Here is a 23,968-nt window from a genome sequence, read left to right on the forward strand (position 1 = left end):
CTCAGATGTTGAAGCTTTCGCCGCAGCCACATTCACCGCGGACGTTGGGGTTGTTGAACTTGAAGCCTTCGTTCAACCCTTCCTTGACGAAATCGAGCTCGGTGCCGTCCAAGTAGGTCAGGCTTTTCGGGTCGATGATCACCTTTTCGCCGTGACTTTCGAACACCTGGTCTTCCGCAACCACCTCGTCGACAAACTCCAGCACGTAGGCAAGGCCGGAACAGCCCGTGGTGCGAACACCCAGACGAATCCCCTCACCTTTACCGCGCCCATTCAGGGAGCGGCGAATGTGCTGCGCTGCCGCTTCTGTCATGCTGATAGCCATCGTTGACTCCTTACTCGTCGCCAAATACTTAGATCAAGCCTTTCTTCTGCTTGTAGTCGCGAACGGCCGCCTTGATGGCGTCTTCCGCGAGCACCGAGCAGTGGATTTTCACTGGCGGCAAGGCCAGTTCTTCGGCCAGCTGGGTGTTGCTGATGGTGACAGCCTCATCCAGGGTCTTGCCTTTCATCCATTCGGTCGCCAGGGAGCTGGAGGCGATGGCCGAACCGCAGCCGTAGGTCTTGAACTTGGCGTCTTCGATAACGCCAGCGTCGTTGACCTTGATCTGCAGGCGCATCACATCGCCGCACGCCGGAGCGCCGACCATGCCGGTGCCGACATCAGGATCTTCCGCGTTCATCTTGCCGACGTTGCGCGGGTTTTCGTAGTGGTCGATGACCTTTTCGCTGTAAGCCATGGTATTGAATCCTCACTCATCAGGGCCGCTCTGGAACCCTGTAGAAACGCCTGCGTTTTCCGCCACGTTGCTACAGAGCTGGGGTGGCGGCTTCTATAGTTAGTGTGCCGCCCACTCGATCTTGGAAATGTCGACGCCGTCTTTGTACATGTCCCACAGGGGCGACAGGACGCGCAGCTTGTTGACGGCTTCGCAGACTTTCTGCGCGGCGTAGTCGACTTGTTCTTCGGTGGTGAAGCGGCCGAACGTAAAGCGGATCGAGCTGTGCGCCAGTTCGTCGTTGCGGCCCAGGGCGCGCAATACGTACGAAGGCTCAAGGGAGGCCGAGGTGCAGGCCGAACCGGACGAAACCGCCAGGTCCTTGAGCGCCATGATCAGCGACTCGCCTTCGACGTAGTTGAAGCTCAAATTCAGGTTGTGCGGTACGCGGGCGGTCATGCTGCCGTTGATGTACAGCTCTTCAAGGTTTTCGACCTGCTTGTAGAAGCGGTCGCTCAAGGCCTTGATGCGCACGTTTTCGGCAGCCATGTCTTCCTTGGCTACACGGAAGGCTTCACCCATGCCGACGATCTGGTGGGTCGCCAGGGTGCCCGAACGCATGCCGCGCTCGTGACCGCCGCCGTGCATGGTGGCTTCGATACGTACGCGCGGCTTGCGGCTTACGTAGAGGGCGCCGATGCCTTTAGGGCCGTAGGTCTTGTGGGCAGAGAACGACATCAGGTCGACTTTCAGCTTGGACAGATCGATATCGACCTTGCCGGTGGACTGAGCGGCGTCGACGTGCAGCAGAATGCCCTTGGAGCGGGTCAATTCGCCAATCGCTTCGATGTCGTTGATGGTGCCGATTTCGTTGTTCACGTGGATCACGGAAACCAGGATGGTGTCTTCACGCAGCGCGGCTTCGATCATGGCCGGGGTGACGATACCGTCGGTGGTTGGCTCGAGGTAAGTGACCTCGAAACCTTCACGCTCCAGTTGGCGCATGGTGTCGAGGACAGCCTTGTGCTCAATCTTGGTGGTGATCAGGTGTTTGCCCTTGGTCGCATAGAAGTGCGCCGCGCCCTTGATCGCCAGGTTGTCGGACTCGGTGGCACCGGAGGTCCAGACGATTTCCCGCGGGTCGGCGCCCACCAGGTCGGCGACCTGGCGACGTGCGTTCTCGACCGCTTCCTCGGCTTTCCAGCCGAATACGTGGGAGCGGGAGGCCGGGTTGCCGAAGTTTCCGTCAACCAGCAGGCATTCGCTCATTTTTTGCGCGACACGCGGATCAACCGGGGTGGTCGCAGAGTAATCAAGGTAAATCGGCAATTTCATGGACTTTCTCCTAAATCAGGCTGGCTGGCGCGCCGTTAGCTCTGCGGCTGTCACTCGACGGCGGACGCTTCGATCTTGTCCAGACGCGGCGCCTTGGTGTTGCAACGGCGCTGGTCCTGACGCTGGGCTACTTCTTGCACCTCACGGCGAGTCACAAGATCAGCCAAGCTGATACCACTCAAAAACTCATGGATCTGCAGGCTCAAGTCACACCACAAGTGGTGCGTGAGGCAGGTGTCGCCGGCGTGGCAGTCACCCAGGCCCTGGCACTTGGTGGCATCGACGGATTCGTTGACCGCGTCGATCACCTGGGCTACCTGGATGCCCTGCATGTCGCGGGACAGTTGATAGCCGCCACCTGGGCCTCTCACGCTGGAAACCAGATTGCTGCGGCGCAATTTGGCGAACAGCTGCTCGAGGTACGACAAGGAAATGCCTTGGCGCTCGGAGATATCGGCCAGGGACACCGGCCCAGTTTGCGCGTGCAAGGCCAGGTCGAGCATGGCAGTCACCGCGTATCGGCCTTTTGTAGTCAGTCTCATGGACAAGTACCAAGGTGTTTCAGAATGGGAGCAAGTATGCGATTCCCGAGTATTTAAGTCAACTATAAGACCTAGTACTTTAGTCAGGATTACCCGTAAAAAGGGCGCGCGAATCATAGCAGGGTGGGGTGGGGACGAACAGCGGCATCAGGGCGAACGGGAATTGCGGGCCAATGGAGATCAAAATGTGGGAGGGGGCTTGCCCCCGATGGCGGTGGGTCAGTTGCCAAATAGGCTGGCTGATCCACCGCTATCGGGGGCAAGCCCCCTCCCACAGGGGATCTCTGGCGAACCCGAGACTTCAGCTTGCCTTGGTGGCGGTTTCGTCCTTGATCTCGGCGAAATCTTCCTCGCGCAATTCAGGCAGATCCTTCGCACAGTAAGGGCTGCCCAAGTCCTTCAGGGCGCCACACATGCCCTCCAGCTTGCCATCCACCGCCTGCAGGTGATCGAGCAATTGCCCAATGGCACGGGCCACCGGGTCGGGCATGTCTTCGCTGACGCCATAGGCATCGAAACCGATCTTCTCGGCCATCGCCTTGCGCTTGGCTTCCTGCTCGTCGCCGACTTCCGGCTTGACAATGATCCGGCCGGGAATCCCCACTACCGTCGCGCCCGGCGGCACAGCCTTGGTCACCACGGCGTTGGAGCCCACCTTGGCACCGGCGCCGACCGTGAACGGCCCAAGCACCTTGGCGCCCGCCCCCACCACCACGCCATCGCCCAGGGTTGGGTGACGCTTGCCTTTGTTCCAGCTGGTGCCACCCAGGGTCACACCCTGGTACAAGGTCACGTCATCGCCGATCTCGGCGGTCTCGCCGATCACAATGCCCATGCCATGGTCGATGAAGAAACGACGCCCCACCTTGGCACCCGGGTGAATCTCGATACCGGTCAACCAGCGACCGAAGTTCGACACCACGCGCGCCAACCACTTCCAGCCCATGCCCCACAACGCGCCGGACAGCCGGTGAATCCAGATCGCATGCATGCCCGGGTAGCAGGTCAGCACTTCAAAGGCGTTGCGCGCCGCCGGATCCCGGTGGAAAACACTTTGGATATCTTCTCGCAAACGCTCGAACATTTTTAATCCTTCCGCTTAAGCAGCTCGCCACGGGCCGCTTTCTGGGTTTCCGTGAGGATGCCACGCAATATATTCATTTCTGCCCGGCTGACCGAGCTGCGTCCGTAAAGGCGGCGCAGGCGCGCCATCAAGTGCCGTGGCTTTTCAGGATCGAGGAATTCAATGGCCACCAGGGTTTGTTCCAGGTGCTCATAGAACCGCTCCAGCTCGTCCATCGTGGCCAGCTCGCCACTTTTGGTCGACGCAACTTCATCCTTCTCCATCTTGCTCGGCTGGCCTTCAGCGGCCAGCCAGGCCATGCGCACTTCGTAGGTCAGCACCTGCACCGCTGCCCCGAGGTTCAGCGAACTGAATTCAGGGTCCGATGGAATGTGCACATGGTAATGACATCGCTGCAGCTCTTCATTGGTCAGGCCGGAGTCTTCACGACCGAACACCAGGGCGATTTCAGCACCGCCGGCGGCCTCTTCCACCACCTTGGTGCCGCACTCACGCGGGTCCAGCAATGGCCAGGGAATGCGGCGGTCGCGGGCGCTGGTGCCCAGCACCAGGTTGCAGCCGACCAAGGCGTCTTCCAGGGTGGCGACGACCTGGGCTTTTTCCAGGAGGTCATTGGCGCCGGACGCGCGGGCGTCGGCCTCATGGTGCGGGAACAGGCGCGGCTCGACCAGCACCAGGCGCGTCAGCCCCATGTTTTTCATGGCACGCGCCACCCCGCCGATGTTGCCGGGGTGGCTGGTATTGACCAGGACGACACGAATGTTTTGCAGCAAGGGAGGCGCTCTCGGACACGGGAAAGGGGAGCAAATCTTACAGAACAGCCCAAGGTTATGCCATGAAAGCTAACGTCGTCCTTCACCTGAAGAAAGTTTCTGCTAAACTGCTCGGCTTTCTTTAACAACCTTAGGTGACCTATCCATGCAGCCCATGCTGAATATCGCGCTGCGCGCCGCCCGCAGCGCCAGTGAATTGATCTTCCGCTCCATCGAGCGCCTGGATACCATCAAGGTCGACGAAAAAGACGCCAAGGATTATGTATCCGAGGTGGATCGCGCCGCCGAACAGAAAATCATCGACGCTCTGCGCAAGGCCTACCCTACCCACGGCATCCTCGGCGAAGAAACCGGCCTGCACAAAGGCAGCGGCGAAGGCGAAGACTACCTGTGGATCATTGACCCACTGGACGGCACCACCAACTTCCTGCGCGGCATCCCGCACTTTGCCGTGAGCATCGCGTGCAAATACCGTGGTCGCCTGGAACACGCCGTCGTGCTCGACCCGGTCCGCCAGGAAGAATTCACCGCCAGCCGTGGCCGTGGCGCCCAGCTCAATGGCCGTCGCCTGCGCGTGAGCGGCCGCACCAGCCTGGACGGCGCCCTGCTGGGCACCGGCTTCCCGTTCCGCGACGACCAGATGGACAACCTGGAAAATTACCTGGGCATGTTCCGCGCCCTGGTTGGCCAGACCGCCGGCATCCGTCGCGCCGGCGCTGCGAGCCTGGACCTGGCTTATGTCGCCGCCGGCCGTTTTGATGCATTCTGGGAGTCGGGCCTGTCCGAGTGGGACATGGCTGCAGGCGCCCTGCTGATTCAAGAAGCGGGCGGCCTGGTGAGCGACTTCACCGGCGGTCACGACTTCCTGGAAAAAGGCCACGTGGTTGCCGGCAACACCAAATGCTTCAAGGCAGTATTGACGGCGATCCAGCCGCACTTGCCGGCTTCGCTGAAGCGCTAAGCGAGCAGGCACAAAAAAGCACCCCTGAGGGGGTGCTTTTTTTATGCCTGGGCATTTTGAGCCAACCCATGCATCAGCAGCAATACATATCAAATGTGGGAGGGGGCTTGCCCCCGATTGCAGTGGGTCAGCACCTTATCAGCTGACTGACCCACCGCTATCGGGGGCAAGCCCCCTCCCACATTTTGGATTGCACAGTTTTTTGAATCTGTGCATGGCCCTTGATTACTGCTGGTTCTGACCCAGGATCAGGCGCCCTTCCTTATCCACCGGAATCTGGCCGCCTGGATCACGCTCCATACGCACAGTGCCTTCCTTGCCATCCAGGTTGTAACGTACGTCGTAGCCCACCACCTTGTCGCTGATGTCATTCACGGTGTTACAGCGAGTCTGGGTAGTGGTGTAGGTATCACGGTTCTGCATACCTTCCTGAACCTTGTTACCCGCATAACCGCCACCCACCGCACCGGCTACCGTGGCCAGCTTCTTGCCGTTACCGCCACCGATCTGGTTGCCGAGCAGGCCGCCGGCCAGGGCGCCTACGACGGTACCGGCGATTTGATGCTGATCCTGCACCGGACGCTGCCGGGTCACGGTGACATCCTTGCAGACCTCACGCGGGGTCTTGATCTGGGTTTTTACCGGCTGCACCGCCAGCACTTGCGCATACTCAGGGCCGCTTTTTACCAGGCTGTAGGTGGCAACAGCGCCCCCGGCAGTCACACCGACAGCACCCAATACCGCACCAACCAGCAACGACTTGTTCACGTTGAACCTCCTGACCATCACAAGCGGACCGAAAGATCCGCGCTATACCCAGCCTTGGAGCCAAAAAAAAGGCACGAGTTCAATCTCGTGCCTTTCTTGTACCGCCGATCAACAAACGCCCATCAAGGACGGTCGTCGACCTCCTTGCCAGTGCTGGCCGGAGGGATCAGGTCTTCGCTGTTGAGGTTCAGCCAGATCAGCACCACGTTGGCGATGTAGATCGACGAGTAGGTACCCGCCAGTACGCCGATGAACAGCGCCAGGGAGAAGCCCCACAAGTTGTCGCCCCCGAAGATCATCAGTGCCGAGATCGCCAGCAAGGTGGAGATCGACGTCGCCATGGTCCGCAGCAAGGTCTGGGTAGTGGAGATGTTGATGTTCTCGATCAACGTCGCCTTGCGCAGTACGCGGAAGTTCTCGCGAACCCGGTCGAATACCACGATGGTGTCGTTGAGGGAGTAACCAATGATCGCCAGCACGGCCGCCAATACGGTCAGGTCGAAGGTGATCTGGAAGTACGCCAGGATACCCACGGTCACGATCACGTCGTGGATCAGCGACACAATGGCGCCGACCCCGAACTTCCACTGAAAGCGGAACGCCAGGTAGATCATGATGCCGACCAGCGCCATCAGCATGCCGAGGCCGCCCTGGTCGCGCAGCTCTTCACCGACTTGCGGGCCGACGAACTCGACACGCTTAACCGACGCCGGGTTGTCGCCGCCGACCTTCTGCAAGGCCTCGGCCACCTGGTGACCCAGTTGCGGGTCTTCGCCAGGCATGCGCACCAGCAGGTCGGTGGTCGCGCCGAAGTTCTGCACCACGGCTTCGTGGTAGCCGGCCTTGACCAGCTCGTTGCGCACCAGGGTAACGTCGGCCGGCTTCTCGTAGGTCAGCTCGATGAGCGTACCGCCGGTGAAGTCCAGACCGTAGTTCAGGCCCTTATGGAACCAGCTGAACAACGCCAGAACGGTAAGGAGCACAGTGGCGCCGAACGCAATGTTGCGAACGCCCATGAAGTTGATTGTACGTAACATGGCAGCCCCTTAAATCCACAACTTCTTGAAGTCACGTCCGCCAAAGATCAGGTTGACCATTGCGCGGGTCACCAGAATGGCCGTGAACATCGAGGTAAAGATACCGAGGGACATGGTTACCGCAAAACCTTTGACGGGGCCGGTGCCCATAGCAAAGAGAATCCCGCCGACCAGCAAGGTGGTCAGGTTGGAGTCGAGAATCGCGGTAAATGCCCGGCCGAAGCCTTCGTTGATTGCACGCTGTACGGTCATGCCCGCGGCGATCTCTTCACGGATCCGCGAGAAGATCAGCACGTTGGCGTCCACCGCCATACCCATGGTAAGGACGATACCGGCGATACCCGGCAGGGTCAGGGTTGCGCCCAGCAATGACATCAATGCCAGCAGCATCACCATGTTGCCCGCCAGGGCCACAGTGGCGATGACGCCGAAGAAGCGGTAGATGGCGATGATGAACAGCGACACGAACAACATGCCCCACAGCGCCGCATCGACACCCTTGGTGATGTTGTCGGCACCCAGGCTCGGGCCGATGGTACGTTCTTCAGCGAAGTACATCGGCGCCGCCAAACCACCGGCACGCAACAGCAGGGCCAGTTCGGAAGATTCACCCTGACCGTTCAGGCCCGTGATGCGAAATTGCGCACCCAGCGGAGACTGGATGGTCGCCAGGCTGATGATCTTCTTCTCTTCCTTGAAGGTCTGTACCGGTACGTCTTTCTCGACGCCGTTGACCATCTGCTTGGTGTAGGTGGTCACCGGGCGCTGTTCGATGAAGATCACCGCCATGCTGCGGCCCACGTTGCTGCGCGTGGCGCGGCTCATCAGCTCGCCGCCATGGCCATCCAGACGAATGTTCACTTCAGGCGTACCGTGCTCGCCGAAACCGGCCTTGGCGTCGGTCACCTGGTCACCGGTGATGATCAAGCCACGCTCGATCAAGGCAGGAGGACGGTTGCCCTCACGGAACTCGAACTCTTCGGACGTCGCGCGGGTAGCACCCGGCTCAGCCGCGAGGCGGAATTCCAGGTTGGCGGTCTTACCCAGGATACGCTTGGCTTCAGCGGTGTCCTGCACGCCCGGCAGTTCAACCACGATGCGGTTGGCGCCCTGACGCTGCACGATCGGCTCGGCCACACCCAGCTCGTTGACGCGGTTACGCACCGTGGTCAAGTTCTGCTTGATGGAATATTCACGGATTTCCGCGATCTTGGCCGGGCTCATCGCCAGACGCAGTACAGCCTGACCGTTGAGGTCGGCCGGTACGATGTCGAAATCGTTGAAGTTCTTGCGGATCAGCGCACGGGCCTGTTCGCGGGACGCTTCATCAGAGAAGCCCAGCTGGATGGCACCGTTGAGCTGCGGCAGGCTGCGATAACGCAGTTTCTCTTTGCGCAGCAGGCTCTTCACATCGCCTTCATAGACTTTCAGGCGTGCGTCGAGGGCCTTGTCCATGTCGACTTCCAGAAGGAAGTGCACACCACCGGACAAGTCCAGACCCAGCTTCATCGGGTGCGCGCCAATGCTGCGCAGCCATTGTGGCGTGGTCTGTGCCAGGTTGAGCGCGACAACGTAGTCGTCACCCATAGCCTTACGTACAACATCCTTGGCCGGCAATTGGTCTTCTTGCTTGGTCAGGCGCAACAAGCCGCCTTTGGAACCAGCTGCCAAGGTTGCCGCTTTAACCTGGATGCCCGCGTCGGTGAGCGCTTTGCTCGCACGGTCCAGATCAGCCTGATTGACCTGCAGCGAAGTGCTGGCACCAGAAATCTGGATCGCCGGGTCATCAGGATAGAGATTGGGAGCGGAATAAATAAAACCGATCGCCAGCACCGCCAGGATCAGTACGTATTTCCACAGAGGGTATTTGTTCAGCATCACGCCGCCCGCTTATAACGCGGGGCGCCTTGCGCGCCCCGTCGATTGGTAAAGGTTGTTACTTTAGATCGCTTTGAGCGTGCCTTTTGGCAGCGTGGCGGCGATGGCGCCCTTCTGGAACTTCATTTCTACGGTGTCGGAGACTTCCAGAACCACGAAAGCATCGGAAACCTTGGTGATCTTGCCGGCGATGCCGCCAGTGGTCACAACTTCGTCACCTTTTTGCAGGCTGCCCAGCAGGTTCTTCTGCTCTTTGGCGCGCTTGGCCTGTGGACGCCAGATCATCAGATAGAAGATGACCAGGAAGCCGACCAGGAAAATCCACTCGAAACCACCGCCCATCGGGCCGGCAGCAGCAGGCGCAGCGGCGTCAGCCATGGCGTTAGAGATAAAAAAGCTCATTTAGCACTCCAGTTGCAAATAGTGAATCTTAGGGTCGGGAAACTCAGTCCAAGGGCGGCACAGGGAGCCCGCGCTTGGCATAGAAGGCATCGACGAAGGCGGCCAATGTACCCTGTTGAATAGCCTCGCGCAAACCAGCCATCAGGACTTGGTAATGGCGCAAATTGTGGATGGTATTCAACATGCTACCCAGCATTTCCCCACACTTGTCCAGATGGTGCAGATAAGCACGGGAGAAGTTCTGGCAGGTATAGCAATCGCAGGTCGGATCGAGCGGCGAATCATCATGGCGATGGAACGCGTTACGGATCTTCAGCACGCCTGTATCGATGAACAGATGCCCATTGCGGGCATTACGGGTTGGCATCACGCAATCGAACATGTCCACACCGCGGCGCACACCCTCTACGAGATCTTCCGGTTTGCCAACGCCCATAAGGTAACGAGGTTTGTCTGCGGGCATCAGGCCCGGCAGGTAGTCGAGCACCTTGATCATCTCGTGCTTGGGCTCGCCCACCGACAGACCGCCGATGGCCAGGCCGTCAAAGCCGATCTTGTCGAGGCCTTCCAGCGAGCGCTTGCGCAGGCTTTCGTGCATGCCGCCCTGAACGATGCCGAACAGCGCCGCCGTGTTGTCGCCGTGGGCGTTCTTCGAACGCTGGGCCCAGCGCAACGACAGCTCCATGGAGACGCGCGCGACGTCTTCGTCAGCCGGGTACGGCGTGCACTCGTCAAAAATCATCACGATGTCGGAGCCCAGGTCGCGCTGTACCTGCATCGATTCTTCCGGGCCCATGAACACCTTGGAACCGTCCACCGGCGAGGCGAAGGTCACGCCCTCCTCCTTGATCTTGCGCATGGCGCCCAGGCTGAACACCTGGAAACCACCGGAGTCGGTGAGGATCGGGCCCTGCCACTTCATGAAGTCATGCAGGTCGCCATGCTTCTTGATCACTTCCGTGCCCGGGCGCAGCCACAGGTGGAAGGTATTGCCGAGGATGATCTCGGCGCCGGTGGCGACGATGTCACGCGGCAGCATGCCCTTGACGGTGCCGTAGGTACCGACCGGCATGAACGCCGGGGTCTCCACGGTGCCGCGCGGGAAGGTCACGCGACCACGACGGGCCTTGCCGTCGGTGGCCAATAATTCAAACGACATACGACTCATAGTTGTTCCTCTGGGCCGCGCGGCGCCGGGTTGCGGGTGATAAACATCGCATCACCGTAGCTGAAAAAGCGGTACTCGTTGGCGATGGCCGCTTGATAAGCCGCCATGGTTTCCGGGTAACCGGCAAAGGCCGACACCAGCATCAACAGCGTGGATTCCGGCAAATGGAAATTGGTGACCAGGCAATCGACCACATGAAACGGCCGGCCTGGAAAAATAAAGATATCGGTGTCGCCACTGAACGGCTTGAGCACGCCATCACGCGCCGCACTCTCAAGCGAGCGCACGCTGGTGGTGCCCACCGCCACCACCCGCCCGCCGCGCGCCTTGCACGCATTGACCGCGTCCACCACGTCCTGGCTGACTTCCAGCCACTCGCTGTGCATATGGTGGTCTTCGATGTTCTCCACACGCACCGGCTGAAACGTCCCGGCCCCCACGTGCAGGGTCACATAGGCGCTTTCGACGCCCTTGGCGGCAATCGCATCCAGCAGCGGCTGATCGAAATGCAACCCGGCCGTCGGCGCGGCCACGGCACCGAGGCGCTGGGAGTACACGGTTTGATAGCGCTCGCGGTCCGCGTCTTCGTCGGGGCGGTCTATATAAGGAGGCAACGGCATATGGCCGACACGCTCCAACAGCGGCAACACCTCTTCGGCAAACCTGAGCTCGAACAACGCATCATGGCGCGCGACCATCTGGGCCTCGCCACCGCCATCAATGAGGATGCTCGACCCCGGTTTCGGCGACTTGCTGGAGCGCACATGGGCCAGCACACGATGGCTGTCCAGCACCCTTTCCACCAGAATTTCCAGCTTGCCGCCGGAGGCTTTCTGGCCAAACAGCCGCGCCGGAATCACCCGGGTATTGTTGAACACCATCAAATCGCCCGGGCGCAAATGCTCAAGCAAATCAGTGAATTGACGGTGTGCGAGGGCACCGCTCGGCCCGTCCAGGGTCAGCAGTCGACTGGCGCGACGCTCGGCCAACGGGTGGCGAGCGATCAGCGAATCAGGGAGCTCAAAAGTAAAGTCAGCAACGCGCATGATGGGGTTCGTCTAGCAGGGCCGGGAAGTCTAGCGGAAATAGTTAAAATTGACCATGAAACGTGATTGACCAACGGTAATCTCATCTCTATACTTCGCCGCCATTGAGCCCTGATGGCGGAATTGGTAGACGCGGCGGATTCAAAATCCGTTTTCGAAAGAAGTGGGAGTTCGATTCTCCCTCGGGGCACCATCTTAAAAAAAGACCTTGAAATTCAAGGTCTTTTTTTTCGTCTGTAGAAAAGTGGCAGTCAGCTGACTCACCTTCACCGCACACCATCAACCTGAAACACGCTCCAAATGTGGGAGCTGGCTTGCCTGCGATTGCGCCAGCCCCAACACCCTCAAACCACCTGCCTACACCCCAACCGAATCCCCCTCCTCCGTCACCCCATTCGGCAACATCCCATTCGCCAAATCATCCACCACCGCCTTCGCCATCTCCCCCAAATAATGTGCTGCCCAGGCATAGCGATCCGCGCTGTTATCCATTGCTGCATCCAATGCCAGCATTTTTGAACAGTGGAGAAGCTCGGAGGCATGTTCCAGAGCATCGCGGATAGGGACGCCGGAATTGACGCGGAATAGGCGGTGGAGGTTGGGCTGTTTGCCGCAGGTGGAAAAGGTGATGACGCCGAGGGTTTTGTTGAGGGGTGGGTTGATCATTGGGCACCTCCCTGGTTGGTGGAGGTATGGGTTGCGGGATTGCGAGGGTATGACTGATCAGAAACGCTCATGGACTTAGCTCCTAATGTCGAGAAGCTGCCACATTCGTTATCAGGCGAAAGGGTGGCAGCTGTGCGCAGGCTGATAAACCGGGACAATAGGAACCCGGCAGGCCCGAAGGCCTCCCGCGCACAGCCGCCATAACATGGTTGTGCGGACGCAAAAAAAGCGTCGGCATGGTGCTGGAGACGCATGAGCGCCTATTGTTCCACGGGTTATCAGGCCCGGTCACTGAATTTGCAGCGACGGTGGGAAGGTAGCTCAGAAGCGTGCGGGGCAGAAAGTCAGTATCTGTCGCGAAAAATTTCCGTGTAATACGATTAGTTCGATCAACTAGGAAAAAACCCGTCGTTTCTCACTGCCCATTAAATAATGTCAAAACTTGGACGAGGAGAATCTAGTTGTAAATAAACAAATCGTGGTTTTTTTCTAAGAGCATTTACACTATATACCTTTACAAGCCTGAATTTATCCACATCATAAGTAATCCCATCAACAAGACAAGCATCAGCTACTGTAGGATTATGAATACGGAGAGAAGCATAGTTTTTCTTCAACCATCCGCGAGTAAGTTTTTTTAGAATTTTTTCATGACCTACAACACTCCCCTTAGGAAAAAAAGCTACAACATTCAAAAGGAACCCAAAAATAAGAGCGCTTTTATAGTTCGGAAATTTACTCATATTCTCCATCTCATCATATAGAAGTCGTCGCAGTTTATACTGCACTATCTTTCCAGCCGACCCACTAAACTTATAGCCTGCCAGCTCTCCCCAAACTGCGTTGTATTGAACCATCCAGCATAACGTTGCTGGAGATTTAATTTTGGCTGCATTTAAAATCACGGCAAAAGCCAACCTCGCCACTTCGTCATAAATGGTTTCCCCTTGCCTTAAACTGGAAGTTTTCATTGGCAAAAACTCGGGCACTCCTTTTTCATCAAGAATTCGGACAGTGTCGCTTATGAAATCAACCACAATCCGCAGCTTCTCTTGCTCACATTCGCCTCTTATGTATTTTTCGGCACCATTAATTTGGTATAGACCTGATACCGCCTCCCCAATATGGCGCAACGCCTCTGAAAGAGCAGATGACTGCCCCCAGAAATCTTTGTGTACTTTATCTTCGAATACCATTAAAACGATTCGAGAGTAAACCTCCCATTTATACGCCTCCCACTTCCACTGCCCTAGGGGGTCAGGATTCAAAAGCGTTCCTACGCCATCAACTAATGCAGAGTCAGAAAACATAGCTTGACTGAGAGGTTTATGGTAACCCAATAGTCCAGACTCATAACCATTACCTTCGTGATACAAAAATGAATCTTTATTTGCTATTGCTTCAAATACAATATTCTTAGCAAACGCTTCTACTTGAACGCCATATTTCTTTTGCTTTCCTATTTCCTCAAAAAAAGACAATGCGGTACCCGGAGCAGATTGGACTATAGCTCTGCAGAACTTCTTATCAGCAATCAGCAATAGCAAGATATCCGCATAAGCTTCCTCCGGCTTTTTTTGTATTGTTTTTTCTGGTTTACCCCCATATTTGTTAAAATTCGTGGCATAAGTGATAAGATTTTTAGCTGAGAACGAAAGCTCATCCGAAATCACGGACAACTCCGCTACCGAGCCTTTGAGTATAACTCTGTAAAGTGCACTAGCATAATGCCTTGCATTTTTTCGGGAGAAAACCGGTGGTTTTATGAAAGCATACCAAGCCCAAGATAAAAATGTGGCTATATACACGCCGCCTAAAATTGCCTGCCAGAAAGGCGGCGACAAAATACTTCCTTTAATAACGTACCACCCCTCTGCACGCCAAAGATCAGTTAAAAGTGTCAATATACCGACTACCGCTACGATATAGAAAGTTATTATACGAAGGGGCCAAGGCGCAGCAGCGATACGAAAACGATATAAAACATCGGCAGTGGTCCAAGCGAGTACCATTAATGCAAGCCCGGCAAGAAATTCAGACAGCCCAAAAATCTTTGGCCCATTTGGATCCAATGAAAAAAAGCACACAAACCCGTAACAAATTTCGTTAGACAACTTCCCTTCCTCCTGTGACTGCATAAATAGGGAACCTTCATCACTTGAGCAAAATCAACGCCCTCTAAAGGTAAACCCCGTTTTTCTTTTGACAGCTATCTCATTCCTTCGTAACTTTCAGGTTTATTGGCGTGACGATGGGAACTTCGGGCGCAAAAGGAGATATATGAGAAACTGAACTACATAAAGCGCCGAGCTGCTGCATAGATATATGAGCATATTCAAGTGCATCCCTCGACGATTCCATATCCTCAATAAAATTAAGGCCTCGCGCAAAATTCAAGTTCGGATCATCAAAGTATTGTCCCGTCGTGCGACTGCTCTTTATCTCAGCGGGCTTTAAGGGGATCGGTAATTGTATAGCAGGCAATAGCTCCCCCTGAAACTCAATAGTCTTTGTGAAAGCCAAAAGAGTTTTTGCTGCATTTGCCAAAGGTGCGACATGTACGACTAAATCGCGATATGCACCTAGCTCATAGAGCCAATTGTCAGGCAGAGATGAAGCCCTGAGCTCTTTGCCTGCTTTATCATGAGGTGGATTAGAGCGCCAAAATTTTAATAGGCCGCTTAAAGCGGTAATTTTTGGAGCAGAAGGGTCCTTCTTTCTTATAATCGCCTCCGAATAAAATTCACAGAGATAATCTCTGAGGGTGCAGCCGTCGACCAGAAATGACTGTAGGGCCAAGTAGCACAAAGAGGTGTGACCATCAAGAAAGCGCTCATTAGCTTTAAATGTTTTAGAGAACAGACGCCCATTTAATTGATCAGAGTATGCTTCAGATAACTGTCGAAGCCTCCACTCACAAGCTTTTATCTGATGGGAAATACGAGAAGCCATATCGTAAAAAACCCCACTTCTTTGTAAGAATGCGGTGTTTGCTATAAAGGACCAATCATGCCCTTGATCCGTACAAAGCCACGTTGGAGAGCCTGCTGTATTGAGACACCTCCACTCTGGCGGAGAGAAGCTCTTCGCCTGATCCTCCGTATGAAAAAAATCACATCCAATAATCTGAAAGCCTAGGCGCTTTACATCACCATAAAAACTGCCATAGCTTTTGATATTCAAGCTTGCGATCTTCCCACTCATTGCACTGGGTCGAAGATCTGCTTTTTGATCCATTCCATTTAGAACACGCCCACCACCATATAAGTGCAGCTCTCTCAATACTGGGTACCAATCCATACTGTGGCTCCTTGCTTAGGTTAGGCGCACACCAAATGAAGTTTAAGATATTTACGCCTTAGCCACTAAGCCAGATAATAGCGATCAACTCAATAAAATTAGATCTTACAGCGTCATTATTGGATGTTTCGCACCCTCTAAAACTCTCAAAAAGTGATCTCCGTAATCACTGGGCTAGCCTGCGGCCCTTTTTCGTACAACCGTTACGCCGGTTTTATTGCTGAAATTTGTTCAATCGGACAAGCAACCCCGCCACCGTGGCAGTCCTATGCCCTTCCAGCTACGCTGCCCGTGTAAATCATCAATCATGGACGCCCCCAGATGCAGCCACCCAAGAAATACTCTGTCGTTTTGGTCGGTTTGGATGGTGAGCCCACTCTCTATCCGATGAAAGAATGGTGCCGTCAGAATCCCAATGAAGCACCACCTATCGATCCAAACACAAACTCTCAGCAGCTTCGTCGTGCATTCACTCGCATGGGCTGGGTCACTGAGGAAACTGAAACACAGGTTCTTGTCCTGCATCCCGGCACACCTAAAACCGCTATCCAAACTATCGAGGACGACGACCTGGCTCTTGAAGACCAAGACACGCCCGACTCAGACCGAGAGACGGTTTTTGAACTGGAATGGCAGCTACGCGACTTCATATCTCACAACATCGAATCACTGAAACTGGAAGGCAAATCCCTTCGCCTCTACGTCGATTCTCAAGGTCGTGATGGAGTTGAATACCCTACTGGCGTGGGTCCAGTCGACATTCTCGCATTGGATTCAGATGACTCGTTCGTGATCTTCGAATTGAAACGCGGACGTGTGGCAGACCGTGCTATCGGTCAGATCAGCCGCTACATGGGCTGGATCAAGAAGAATCTTGCGCAAGGGAAGACGGTGAAGGGTGTCATTGTTGCGAAATCCATCAGTTCAAACCTACGTCACGCTATCGTGGCAGTGCCGAATGTCTCGCTTTTTGAGTATGAAGTAGCATTCAGCCTGAACCAAATCTTCGAAGCGGATGGGCCAGGGTCAGAACGTGAGTAGTTTCAAACCGCTTTGCCTATCTCGACGTACTTCATCACGTACACGTACCAACCATTCCTGAACCTTCCTCGAAGCCCTACGCGATTCGAGCAAATCCTTGACGGTTGCCTTCCACAAACTCACCAGAGCCACCTCATGCTGATTCAGCTTCTAACCAGCCTCCTCCCCTCTCTCAAAGTCCCAAACACGAAGGTGCATCTCGCCCAGCACAACGGACTTGAACATCCAATGGACGTGTACCTGGCAGGGAATTTTGACGAGTGGCAATCGTGGCAGTCTCGACGCAATTTTGAGTGTGAGTATGTGATCGGTCTGGTCGAACTACCGGGCACGAAGAAATGGCTTCTGGCAGGCGTGTACGACTCTTTGAAGCTCAATGACACGAAGGCCAAGAAGGAGAATCGGGACTTCGTTTACGACTACCGCCGTGTACCTGAGTTTGCCGAACTGGAAGGACGCTTGATCCTCGACTACACAAAGCCCCGAGGCAATTACCTTTGGCTGGATACCTGCCTCAGAAGCATGGTCGTGTCCTCCATTCTGGAAAAACCACTGACGGTTGGCAGGTTCCCCGGTTTCAAGGAAGTGGACGTGTCCCACGCTGAGTTGAAAATCATCGTCAACCAAGCCTTGGAATCCTGGCAGACAGCCCTGTCCAGCGTGGCGGGCGTCTACCTGATTTCTGACCGCACGAAGGATGAAGAACAGCTTTATGTCGGCTCAGCGACCGGTACGGGCGGCCTATGGGATCGATGGTCGAACTACGCTAATAGCGGGCATGGTGGAAACGTTCGAATCAGAAATCTGCATACGAAGCGCGGCAAGGATTTCGCGGAGAATTTCAGGTTCAGCATCCTTGAAATCGCAGACAAGCACACCGGCAAGGAAGAAATGATGCTGAAGGAAATCCGCTGGAAACGCCGTTTGCTGACTCGCGATAGCGGTTTGAACGGAAACTGACTCTCATTAGCGCAATACCGAAAGGCGGGGCTGCCGTGACTGCAATGCTCACCAGTCGAAGGCTTTTCACTTCCATTACACCAGCGAAACCGCAAGCGTCAATCGCTACGGACCGGCCCATATCAACGACTATTTCCATCCATACGCGTCGAACCTGTCGGTATACCTGCATCGCTTATCCACGCAGACCTTCAGGAACCCCCCCAGCGGCAGTTGCGGCTGGTTCAATTGAATTCGTAACTACCCGACCGCATCGTACAACAATAATTTTTTTGGCCTACATATAAGATTATTCATAAAGCGGGCAGCTTGCGCTCAACAGTCTTTATTATTGAAGTATTAGTGTCGGCTAACTGCGTTATTTGTTGCAACGTCTGATCCAAGTGCTGCACCGAATCAATATAAAGATGACAGACAAAACTATCGTCACCCGTGATTTTGTAGCAAACCACACACTCTTCAAGTTTTTTGATCAATCCTTCAACCTCTTGAAACTTCCCCGGCAATGGTTTTACCCGTACCAGTGCCTGTAGCGCAAATCCCAAAGCGTGTGCATCCAGCTCTACACTAAACCCGGTAATGACACCCGCTACCTCCAGGCGCTTGAGACGCTCGCTGCAACCGGGAGCAGACAAGCCCACTTGGCGGCTGAGCGCACGGATGGAGGTCCGAGAGTTTTCGTAGAGCGCAAAAACAAGGGCGCGGTCAATAGCATCTAATTTTCGATCGCTCTTTGTAAGCTTTTTCATACAGCGGACCTTACAAAACGTGAAGAAATCACAAGAAAATATTACATACCATGGATTCATGAAAAAATAATAGATTTTTCTAAAATTCGCTTCTATTGTTTTTTTCGAAAGGTTACGCGCTGCACTGCCAGCTATAACAGCCCCACATCCGCTTAATTTGCTTTCAGGAGAATTGAAATGAATTACGCACTTAACAATACTATTCTGCAGAAACATTATGATGAGCACTTTCCTGAGCAGAGAATATTCTCACTGCGCAATGAGTTCGCTCGAAATGGATTTATAAAGGTGCGTGACATCGTAGACGACGTCCTGCGCCAGCAGATCACCAATGAAGTCAACGGGCTGATTGATCGCCAGATTGAACGGCGGGATCTACATCTGGCGACCACCGATAATACGCCTCGATATATGAGTGTGGTGCGCAGCGAGTTTATCGCAGAAAACAGTGAGCTCATTAGTGCACTGTCAAAAAGTGAAATCCTACTCGATACATTGTCGCTGATTGCAGATACCAAAATTATTGCTTCAGTCTCCAAGGATGAAGAATACCTGATCACCAAGCAGGAGCGTAAAGGCGACACTCATGGCTGGCATTGGGGCGATTACAGTTTCGCACTGATCTGGATTATCGAGACACCCCCCATTTCCAAGGGTGGGATGCTGCAATGCGTTCCTCATACCTCTTGGGATAAATCCAATCCCAGAATCCATGAAATCCTGTGCAATAACCCGATTGCCACATATGGGTTTAAAACGGGAGATATCTATTTTCTGCGTACCGATACGACGCTCCATCGCACCATCCCACTCAATGAAGATGCCACTAGAATCATATTGAACATGACATGGGCGGATGAAAAATACCTCGATAAGAACCTGCACGGTAATGATCGGTGGTGGGAGAACCAGCATGCAGAGGCTGCTAAAAGCCTGACTTGAAACGCCCGCCCACTATCCATAGGCCCCACGGGATTAAGACTATGCACGATGCCCAATGCCTTCAGAACGCCAGCGCGTTATTAAAACAAGCTCAGTCACACTCCGCCATGGCCGACCTGGTAAGAGCCGCCGTCGCACGAAATGAGCAGTGGCGTGGGCAACAGTGCATCAATCTCGTGGCGGCCGAGTCACCGACTAGCCCGTCCGTGCGGGCGCTTCTTTCCAGTGAAGTGGGTATACGCGCATCGGGCGGGCATATCGGTCGTGACAACCGTTTTTTTTCGGGAATGAAGAATATCGACGAACTGGAATCGTTGTGCGTAGAACTGCTGAAGATGACATTTGATGCGCGGTATGCTGACCATAGATTAATGGGCGGAATGGCGGCAGTACTCGCAGCTTACACTGCATTAACTCGACCCGAAGACAATATCATGACGGTACCCGTTATAAGGGGTGGAGATACCAGCAACAGAACGAATGGACCTCCGGGTGTGAGGGGGTTGAAGATCTGGGATATACCCTTTATTCATAAAACCAGCGAAGTCGACCTCAATCGGTTCAGTGAGATTGCCCAGGAGTTGAAACCAGCGGTCATCGGGCTGGGGATGACGCTCACACTGTTTGCACTTCCTATCAATGATATAAAAGGTATTGTTTCGCCTTGGGGTGGAAAAGTATATTTCGACGCTGCCCATCAACTCGGGTTGATCAGTTCAGGTCTTTTTCAGAATCCCCTTAAAGAGGGGGCTGACCTGATGACTGGATCTTCCGGAAAAACGTTCAGCGGCCCACAAGGTGGAATCATCGCCTGGAATGATCCTGATTTGACAGCCCCCATCAACACGGCAATTTTCCCAACCCTGACCGGCAGTCACCAAATCAATCGCGTGGCCGCACTCGCAGTGGCGGCAACCGAAATGCTTGAGTTCGGCACCGCCTATATGACACAGGTGGTTCGCAACGCCCAAGCGCTTGCAAAGTCTCTGGATAACCTAGGAGTGACGGCATTTTATCGAGAGCAGGGTTATACCCAAACGCATCAGATCGTTATTGATTCAAAACCTTTTGAGTGCGGTCGCGATGCTGTTCAGCGGCTGGAGGCAGCCAACATCATTGCCAATGAAATGCCCTTGCCCTGGGACATTGATCCTCACAGGGAATCCGGCATTCGACTAGGCACCATCGAAGTTACCCGCTTGGGGATGAAAGAGATGGAAATGGAGTGGATCGCCGAGAAGATCGCAAAAGTTTTACTACACCGGGAAGATCCAATGGCGGTAGCCAATAGTGTGATCGACTTCATGAAAAATTACAGAACGGTGTACTACTGCCACGAACATGGATTACCCCAATAGCCCACCATTATTCTGCCTGACAGGAAAGCGCAAATGCCCGAAACTCTGTTTTCTGTCTATCAAGCGACGTTTACGTTCGCTGTTGCCGCCATCGCGCTACTTGCCAGTCCTGGTCCGGCCACACTGGCCTTGGCCGCGAACGGCGCTGCCTACGGCATGAGACGCTCAGTCCGGTTCTTCGCGGGCATTACCGTGGGGCTGATCATAGCCATGGCGCTAGTCTCCTCGGGGTTGTTTGTTTTTTTACATAGCTTTCCCTTATTGGGCGTGGGGCTCGCTGGCGTATCCATCCTTTATATTCTTTATCTGGCCTTTGCCATTGCTACTGCCCCACCGATCAACGACGAGCAAGCAGCAATAAGCCCGGGGCTGGGTGCGGGCTTTGTGCTAGGAGTAGCGAACATCAAAGCCTATGCCGCCTTTGCCGCCTTACTAGGCAGCTTTACACTAGGCGTTACGCCAACATGGGAGATATTTACCAAGGCATCTATCTGTCTATTAGTCTGTGTAGTGTTCGATTTTTTCTGGCTTTTGGCAGGGAGTACGCTGCGCAAATTATTCATCCACCCCACTTGGAGCCGAGTACTCAACATAAGCTTCGCAGCGTTGATGATAGTAACGGTAGCCTGGTCATTTATGCAGTGAAAAAAAGGGGACGGATTTATCCAAGGATAAAATAAATCAGTCCACTTTTCGTTCTGGAGCGACTGTATCGGGGGGTTGAGCTTTGTCTGAACAGCTTGCCCCCTGACTGAACCTCCCACCCATCCACCTGGTCGCTAACGCTCGTCGACCAAGCCGAATTCTCCCTACCCGTATGCATCACAACCATACGCACCACGCCTCCACGGACGTCAACAGGGAGACCCCCCGCAATGTCTGAACCCAAAAATCCCCAGCTGCAAGGCTCCCAGTCCGACGGCTCGGCCGCCGGCGGCTGGCCTGCCCTAAACGCCGTCAACAAGCACCTGCTCCACCAGCACATCCTGCTCAAAGGCAACCGCACCCTGCTGTCCATGAACAAACCGGACGGCTTCGACTGCCCCAGCTGTGCCTGGCCAGACCCAAAAAAGCCGCACACCTTTGAATACTGTGAGAACGGTGCCAAGGCCCTGGCCTGGGAGTCGACCAAAAAACGCGTCACGCCGGAGTTCTTCGCTCAGCATACGGTCAGTGAGCTGGCCACCTGGAGCGATCACGACCTGGAAGACCAGGGCCGTATCACCGAGCCGATGCGCTATGACGCGGGCAGCGACAAGTACCTGCCCGTCAGTTGGGACGAGGCTTTCGCCGAGATCGGGCAGGAGCTGCGCCAGCTGAGCGACCCGTGGAAGCTGGAGTTGTACACCTCGGGGCGTACCTCGAACGAGGCGGCGTTTTTGTATCAGTTGTTTGGCCGCCTGTATGGCATGGCTAACTTTCCTGACTGCTCGAACATGTGCCATGAGACCACCAGTGTGGCGCTGCCCGAGTCGATCGGCGTGGGCAAAGGCACCACGACGCTGGAGGACTTCGAGAACGCCGACGCCATTTTCATCTTCGGTCAGAACCCCGGGACCAACAGCCCGCGCATGATGTCGGAGCTGCATGCCGCCGCACGCCGTGGCGCGAGCATCATCTCGTTCAACCCGTTGCGCGAAAAAGCCCTGGTGCGTTTTGCATCACCCCAGGACCCGCGCGACATGCTCAGTCGCAGCGGGGTAAAGATCAGCTCCCAGTACCATCAGGTCAGGATCGGCGGCGACATGATTGCCGTGCAGGGCATCTGCAAGGCGGTGATTGAAGCGGACGATGCGGCTCAGCGTGAAGGGCTGCCCCGTGTGCTGGATGTCGCCTTCATCGACGAGCACACCCACGGCCTTGAGCCGTTCGCCGACTACTGCCGACAGCTGCCGTGGGAAATCATCGAGCGTCATTCGGGTCTGACGCGTCAGGCGCTGGAGGATGTGGCGGCGGTGTACATGCGTTCGGAGCGGGTGATCTGTTGCTGGGGCATGGGCATTACTCAGCACAAGCGCGGTGGCGACGCGATGCAGCAGATCATTAATCTGCTGTTGTTACGCGGCAACATCGGCAAGCTGGGCGCGGGTGCTTGCCCTATTCGCGGCCACTCCAATGTGCAGGGTGACCGCACCATGGGCATCTACGAAAAAGCCGGCGAGCCGTTCCTGGCCAGTATGAGCAAGGTGTTCGGGTTCGAGGCGTCCCGCAAAGGTGGGCATGATGTGGCCGAAGCCTGTGAAGCACTGCTGCGCGGTGAGGTCGAGGCGTTTATTTCCATGGGCGGCAATTTCTTCCGGGCCATCCCGGATATCGATGTGGTCTGTCCCACCGTCAGCCGCTTGAAAATGACTGTGCTGGTCAATACCAAGCTCAACCGCAGTGCAACGGTGCATGGCCAGAAAGCCTTTCTGCTGCCGTGCATCGCCCGCTCGGAGCTGGACATGCAGAACGGTGTGGCGCAAACCGTGACGGTCGAAGACTCGATGTCGATGGTGCACGGCTCCACCGGCATGCTGGAACCTGCGTCGAAACACCTGATCTCCGAAGTGGCGATCATCGCCGGTATGGCCAAGGCGACGCTTGCGTCCAACTCCAAGGTGGATTGGGACAGCTACGTGAACGATTACGCGCGCATTCGCGACAAGATCGAAGCAGTGTTGCCCGAGCAGTTTTATGACTTCAACCAGCGCATCAAGGAGCCCGGCGGTTTCCGCCTGCCCAATGGCGCCAGCGAGCGCACGTGGAACACCGCGTCAGGCAAGGCCAACTTTCTCTTTCCTGAAGGGGTTTTTGATGAGGACGACACGCCACCGGGCGCTGATCATTTGCAACTGATGACGATCCGCAGCCATGACCAGTTCAATACCACGGTGTATTCAAACGATGACCGTTACCGGGGTATCTATGGCGACCGTATGGTGGTGATGCTCAACCCGCAGGACATCGAGCGCCTGGGGCTCAAGGCGGGGGATTATGTCGAGTTCCAGACGGCGCTGGACGTGACAACGCCGCGTCGTGCGCCCGGTTTCAAGGTCATTCCCTTCGACGTACCGCAAGGCTGTTGCGCCGCGTACTACCCGGAGACCAACGGCCTGCTGCCACTGGCGAATCGGGATAGCCGCAGTAACACACCGGCGGCGAAATCCATCCCGGTGAACTTGGTGCGGATGAATCCAGAGGAGGCGCAAGTGGCTTTGCAACGACGCGGGTTGATTGCGGCGGCTAGTTAGGGCTCG

At 55.4% G+C, this 23,968-nt stretch carries 23 protein-coding genes and 1 tRNA gene; 8 read left to right on the forward strand and 16 right to left on the reverse strand.

Annotation, left to right across the window (positions count from 1 at the left end; translation table 11 throughout):
- Position 1: 1 nt before the first annotated feature.
- From iscA to trmJ, 6 genes are all read right to left on the reverse strand, one after another.
- Positions 2-325 (reverse strand): iron-sulfur cluster assembly protein IscA, encoded by a 324-nt coding sequence (gene iscA / locus TU82_RS15145; RefSeq protein ID WP_003175963.1) that lies wholly within the window; start codon positions 323-325, stop codon positions 2-4.
- Positions 326-353: 28 nt separating this feature from the next.
- Positions 354-740 carry a Fe-S cluster assembly scaffold IscU gene (gene iscU, locus TU82_RS15150; RefSeq protein WP_003175965.1) on the reverse strand — a complete coding sequence of 129 codons (387 nt, stop codon included), beginning with the start codon at positions 738-740 and terminating at the stop codon, positions 354-356.
- A gap of 99 nt (positions 741-839) precedes the next feature.
- On the reverse strand, positions 840-2,054 hold the full coding sequence (locus TU82_RS15155) for an IscS subfamily cysteine desulfurase (RefSeq protein ID WP_057723964.1): 1,215 nt from the start codon (positions 2,052-2,054) through the stop codon (positions 840-842).
- 50 nt (positions 2,055-2,104) lie between these two features.
- Positions 2,105-2,596 carry a Fe-S cluster assembly transcriptional regulator IscR gene (gene iscR / locus TU82_RS15160; RefSeq protein WP_003194020.1) on the reverse strand — a complete coding sequence of 164 codons (492 nt, stop codon included), beginning with the start codon at positions 2,594-2,596 and terminating at the stop codon, positions 2,105-2,107.
- Between the two features lie 301 nt (positions 2,597-2,897).
- Positions 2,898-3,680: a serine O-acetyltransferase gene (cysE, locus tag TU82_RS15165; protein WP_057723965.1), complete on the reverse strand. Its 783-nt coding sequence runs from the start codon at positions 3,678-3,680 to the stop codon at positions 2,898-2,900.
- 2 nt (positions 3,681-3,682) lie between these two features.
- Entirely contained in the window at positions 3,683-4,453 is a 771-nt protein-coding gene (gene trmJ, locus TU82_RS15170) for a tRNA (cytosine(32)/uridine(32)-2'-O)-methyltransferase TrmJ (protein WP_057723966.1), read from the reverse strand.
- A gap of 145 nt (positions 4,454-4,598) precedes the next feature.
- Here trmJ and suhB point away from each other — a divergent pair, with 145 nt between their 5' ends.
- Positions 4,599-5,414 (forward strand): type III secretion system regulator SuhB, encoded by an 816-nt coding sequence (suhB, locus tag TU82_RS15175; RefSeq protein WP_003175971.1) that lies wholly within the window; start codon positions 4,599-4,601, stop codon positions 5,412-5,414.
- Between the two features lie 225 nt (positions 5,415-5,639).
- Here the strand turns inward: suhB and TU82_RS15180 are convergent, their stop codons facing one another.
- The 6 genes from TU82_RS15180 to queA form a co-directional block, all read right to left on the reverse strand.
- Complete coding sequence (locus tag TU82_RS15180) at positions 5,640-6,182, reverse strand: glycine zipper 2TM domain-containing protein (protein ID WP_005791197.1); 543 nt, start codon at positions 6,180-6,182, stop codon at positions 5,640-5,642.
- A gap of 122 nt (positions 6,183-6,304) precedes the next feature.
- Positions 6,305-7,219, reverse strand: coding sequence for a protein translocase subunit SecF (gene secF / locus TU82_RS15185; protein WP_057723967.1), 915 nt, complete (start codon positions 7,217-7,219; stop codon positions 6,305-6,307).
- Between the two features lie 9 nt (positions 7,220-7,228).
- Positions 7,229-9,097, reverse strand: a complete 1,869-nt coding sequence (gene secD / locus TU82_RS15190; protein WP_057723968.1) for a protein translocase subunit SecD — start codon at positions 9,095-9,097, stop codon at positions 7,229-7,231.
- 63 nt (positions 9,098-9,160) lie between these two features.
- Positions 9,161-9,499, reverse strand: a complete 339-nt coding sequence (gene yajC, locus TU82_RS15195) for a preprotein translocase subunit YajC (protein WP_003175975.1) — start codon at positions 9,497-9,499, stop codon at positions 9,161-9,163.
- Positions 9,500-9,542: 43 nt separating this feature from the next.
- A complete protein-coding gene (gene tgt / locus TU82_RS15200) occupies positions 9,543-10,658 on the reverse strand; it encodes a tRNA guanosine(34) transglycosylase Tgt (protein ID WP_162276164.1) in 1,116 nt (371 codons plus the stop codon).
- Positions 10,659-10,663: 5 nt separating this feature from the next.
- Positions 10,664-11,713, reverse strand: coding sequence for a tRNA preQ1(34) S-adenosylmethionine ribosyltransferase-isomerase QueA (gene queA, locus TU82_RS15205; protein ID WP_057723970.1), 1,050 nt, complete (start codon positions 11,711-11,713; stop codon positions 10,664-10,666).
- A gap of 108 nt (positions 11,714-11,821) precedes the next feature.
- Here queA and TU82_RS15210 point away from each other — a divergent pair.
- Positions 11,822-11,906, forward strand: a tRNA-Leu gene (locus tag TU82_RS15210).
- A gap of 164 nt (positions 11,907-12,070) precedes the next feature.
- On the opposite strand, the gene TU82_RS15215 is transcribed toward TU82_RS15210, so the two are convergent.
- From TU82_RS15215 to TU82_RS28695, 3 genes are all read right to left on the reverse strand, one after another.
- Positions 12,071-12,379: a DUF3077 domain-containing protein gene (locus TU82_RS15215; protein ID WP_057723971.1), complete on the reverse strand. Its 309-nt coding sequence runs from the start codon at positions 12,377-12,379 to the stop codon at positions 12,071-12,073.
- A 425-nt stretch (positions 12,380-12,804) separates the two neighbouring features.
- A complete protein-coding gene (locus tag TU82_RS29005; RefSeq protein WP_197678325.1) occupies positions 12,805-14,493 on the reverse strand; it encodes a hypothetical protein in 1,689 nt (562 codons plus the stop codon).
- 100 nt (positions 14,494-14,593) lie between these two features.
- Positions 14,594-15,679 (reverse strand): hypothetical protein, encoded by a 1,086-nt coding sequence (locus tag TU82_RS28695; protein WP_156421664.1) that lies wholly within the window; start codon positions 15,677-15,679, stop codon positions 14,594-14,596.
- A gap of 321 nt (positions 15,680-16,000) precedes the next feature.
- Between TU82_RS28695 and TU82_RS15225 the strand changes: the two genes are divergently transcribed.
- Entirely contained in the window at positions 16,001-16,720 is a 720-nt protein-coding gene (locus TU82_RS15225; protein WP_082632023.1) for an endonuclease NucS domain-containing protein, read from the forward strand.
- A 135-nt stretch (positions 16,721-16,855) separates the two neighbouring features.
- Complete coding sequence (locus tag TU82_RS15230; RefSeq protein WP_057723973.1) at positions 16,856-17,680, forward strand: GIY-YIG nuclease family protein; 825 nt, start codon at positions 16,856-16,858, stop codon at positions 17,678-17,680.
- A gap of 293 nt (positions 17,681-17,973) precedes the next feature.
- On the opposite strand, the gene TU82_RS15235 is transcribed toward TU82_RS15230, so the two are convergent.
- Entirely contained in the window at positions 17,974-18,429 is a 456-nt protein-coding gene (locus TU82_RS15235; protein ID WP_057723974.1) for an Lrp/AsnC family transcriptional regulator, read from the reverse strand.
- 177 nt (positions 18,430-18,606) lie between these two features.
- Here TU82_RS15235 and TU82_RS15240 point away from each other — a divergent pair, with 177 nt between their 5' ends.
- The 4 genes from TU82_RS15240 (at position 18,607) to TU82_RS15255 (ending at position 23,962) form a co-directional block, all read left to right on the forward strand.
- Positions 18,607-19,371 (forward strand): HalD/BesD family halogenase, encoded by a 765-nt coding sequence (locus TU82_RS15240; protein ID WP_057723975.1) that lies wholly within the window; start codon positions 18,607-18,609, stop codon positions 19,369-19,371.
- A gap of 41 nt (positions 19,372-19,412) precedes the next feature.
- The gene (locus TU82_RS15245) at positions 19,413-20,729 is read left to right on the forward strand and encodes a serine hydroxymethyltransferase (RefSeq protein WP_057723976.1); all 1,317 of its coding nucleotides are present in this window, start codon (positions 19,413-19,415) and stop codon (positions 20,727-20,729) included.
- A 33-nt stretch (positions 20,730-20,762) separates the two neighbouring features.
- Positions 20,763-21,374 carry a LysE family translocator gene (locus TU82_RS15250; RefSeq protein ID WP_057723977.1) on the forward strand — a complete coding sequence of 204 codons (612 nt, stop codon included), beginning with the start codon at positions 20,763-20,765 and terminating at the stop codon, positions 21,372-21,374.
- Between the two features lie 230 nt (positions 21,375-21,604).
- A complete protein-coding gene (locus tag TU82_RS15255; protein WP_057723978.1) occupies positions 21,605-23,962 on the forward strand; it encodes an FdhF/YdeP family oxidoreductase in 2,358 nt (785 codons plus the stop codon).
- Positions 23,963-23,968 lie beyond the last annotated feature (6 nt).

The sequence above is a fragment of the Pseudomonas orientalis genome (assembly GCF_001439815.1).
In the GTDB taxonomy this organism is placed as follows: Bacteria; Pseudomonadota; Gammaproteobacteria; order Pseudomonadales; family Pseudomonadaceae; genus Aquipseudomonas; species Aquipseudomonas orientalis.

What these genes read in the sequence shown, in the direction of transcription:
- iscA (WP_003175963.1), bottom strand. Translation starts at nt 325, where the DNA reads ATGGCTATCAGCATGACAGAAGCGGCAGCGCAGCACATTCGCCGCTCC.
- iscU (WP_003175965.1), bottom strand. Translation starts at nt 740, where the DNA reads ATGGCTTACAGCGAAAAGGTCATCGACCACTACGAAAACCCGCGCAAC.
- TU82_RS15155 (WP_057723964.1), bottom strand. Translation starts at nt 2,054, where the DNA reads ATGAAATTGCCGATTTACCTTGATTACTCTGCGACCACCCCGGTTGAT.
- iscR (WP_003194020.1), bottom strand. Translation starts at nt 2,596, where the DNA reads ATGAGACTGACTACAAAAGGCCGATACGCGGTGACTGCCATGCTCGAC.
- cysE (WP_057723965.1), bottom strand. Translation starts at nt 3,680, where the DNA reads ATGTTCGAGCGTTTGCGAGAAGATATCCAAAGTGTTTTCCACCGGGAT.
- suhB (WP_003175971.1), top strand. Translation starts at nt 4,599, where the DNA reads ATGCAGCCCATGCTGAATATCGCGCTGCGCGCCGCCCGCAGCGCCAGT.
- secF (WP_057723967.1), bottom strand. Translation starts at nt 7,219, where the DNA reads ATGTTACGTACAATCAACTTCATGGGCGTTCGCAACATTGCGTTCGGC.
- secD (WP_057723968.1), bottom strand. Translation starts at nt 9,097, where the DNA reads ATGCTGAACAAATACCCTCTGTGGAAATACGTACTGATCCTGGCGGTG.
- yajC (WP_003175975.1), bottom strand. Translation starts at nt 9,499, where the DNA reads ATGAGCTTTTTTATCTCTAACGCCATGGCTGACGCCGCTGCGCCTGCT.
- tgt (WP_162276164.1), bottom strand. Translation starts at nt 10,658, where the DNA reads ATGTCGTTTGAATTATTGGCCACCGACGGCAAGGCCCGTCGTGGTCGC.
- queA (WP_057723970.1), bottom strand. Translation starts at nt 11,713, where the DNA reads ATGCGCGTTGCTGACTTTACTTTTGAGCTCCCTGATTCGCTGATCGCT.
- TU82_RS15215 (WP_057723971.1), bottom strand. Translation starts at nt 12,379, where the DNA reads ATGATCAACCCACCCCTCAACAAAACCCTCGGCGTCATCACCTTTTCC.
- TU82_RS28695 (WP_156421664.1), bottom strand. Translation starts at nt 15,679, where the DNA reads ATGGATTGGTACCCAGTATTGAGAGAGCTGCACTTATATGGTGGTGGG.
- TU82_RS15225 (WP_082632023.1), top strand. Translation starts at nt 16,001, where the DNA reads ATGCAGCCACCCAAGAAATACTCTGTCGTTTTGGTCGGTTTGGATGGT.
- TU82_RS15230 (WP_057723973.1), top strand. Translation starts at nt 16,856, where the DNA reads ATGCTGATTCAGCTTCTAACCAGCCTCCTCCCCTCTCTCAAAGTCCCA.
- TU82_RS15235 (WP_057723974.1), bottom strand. Translation starts at nt 18,429, where the DNA reads ATGAAAAAGCTTACAAAGAGCGATCGAAAATTAGATGCTATTGACCGC.
- TU82_RS15240 (WP_057723975.1), top strand. Translation starts at nt 18,607, where the DNA reads ATGAATTACGCACTTAACAATACTATTCTGCAGAAACATTATGATGAG.
- TU82_RS15245 (WP_057723976.1), top strand. Translation starts at nt 19,413, where the DNA reads ATGCACGATGCCCAATGCCTTCAGAACGCCAGCGCGTTATTAAAACAA.
- TU82_RS15250 (WP_057723977.1), top strand. Translation starts at nt 20,763, where the DNA reads ATGCCCGAAACTCTGTTTTCTGTCTATCAAGCGACGTTTACGTTCGCT.
- TU82_RS15255 (WP_057723978.1), top strand. Translation starts at nt 21,605, where the DNA reads ATGTCTGAACCCAAAAATCCCCAGCTGCAAGGCTCCCAGTCCGACGGC.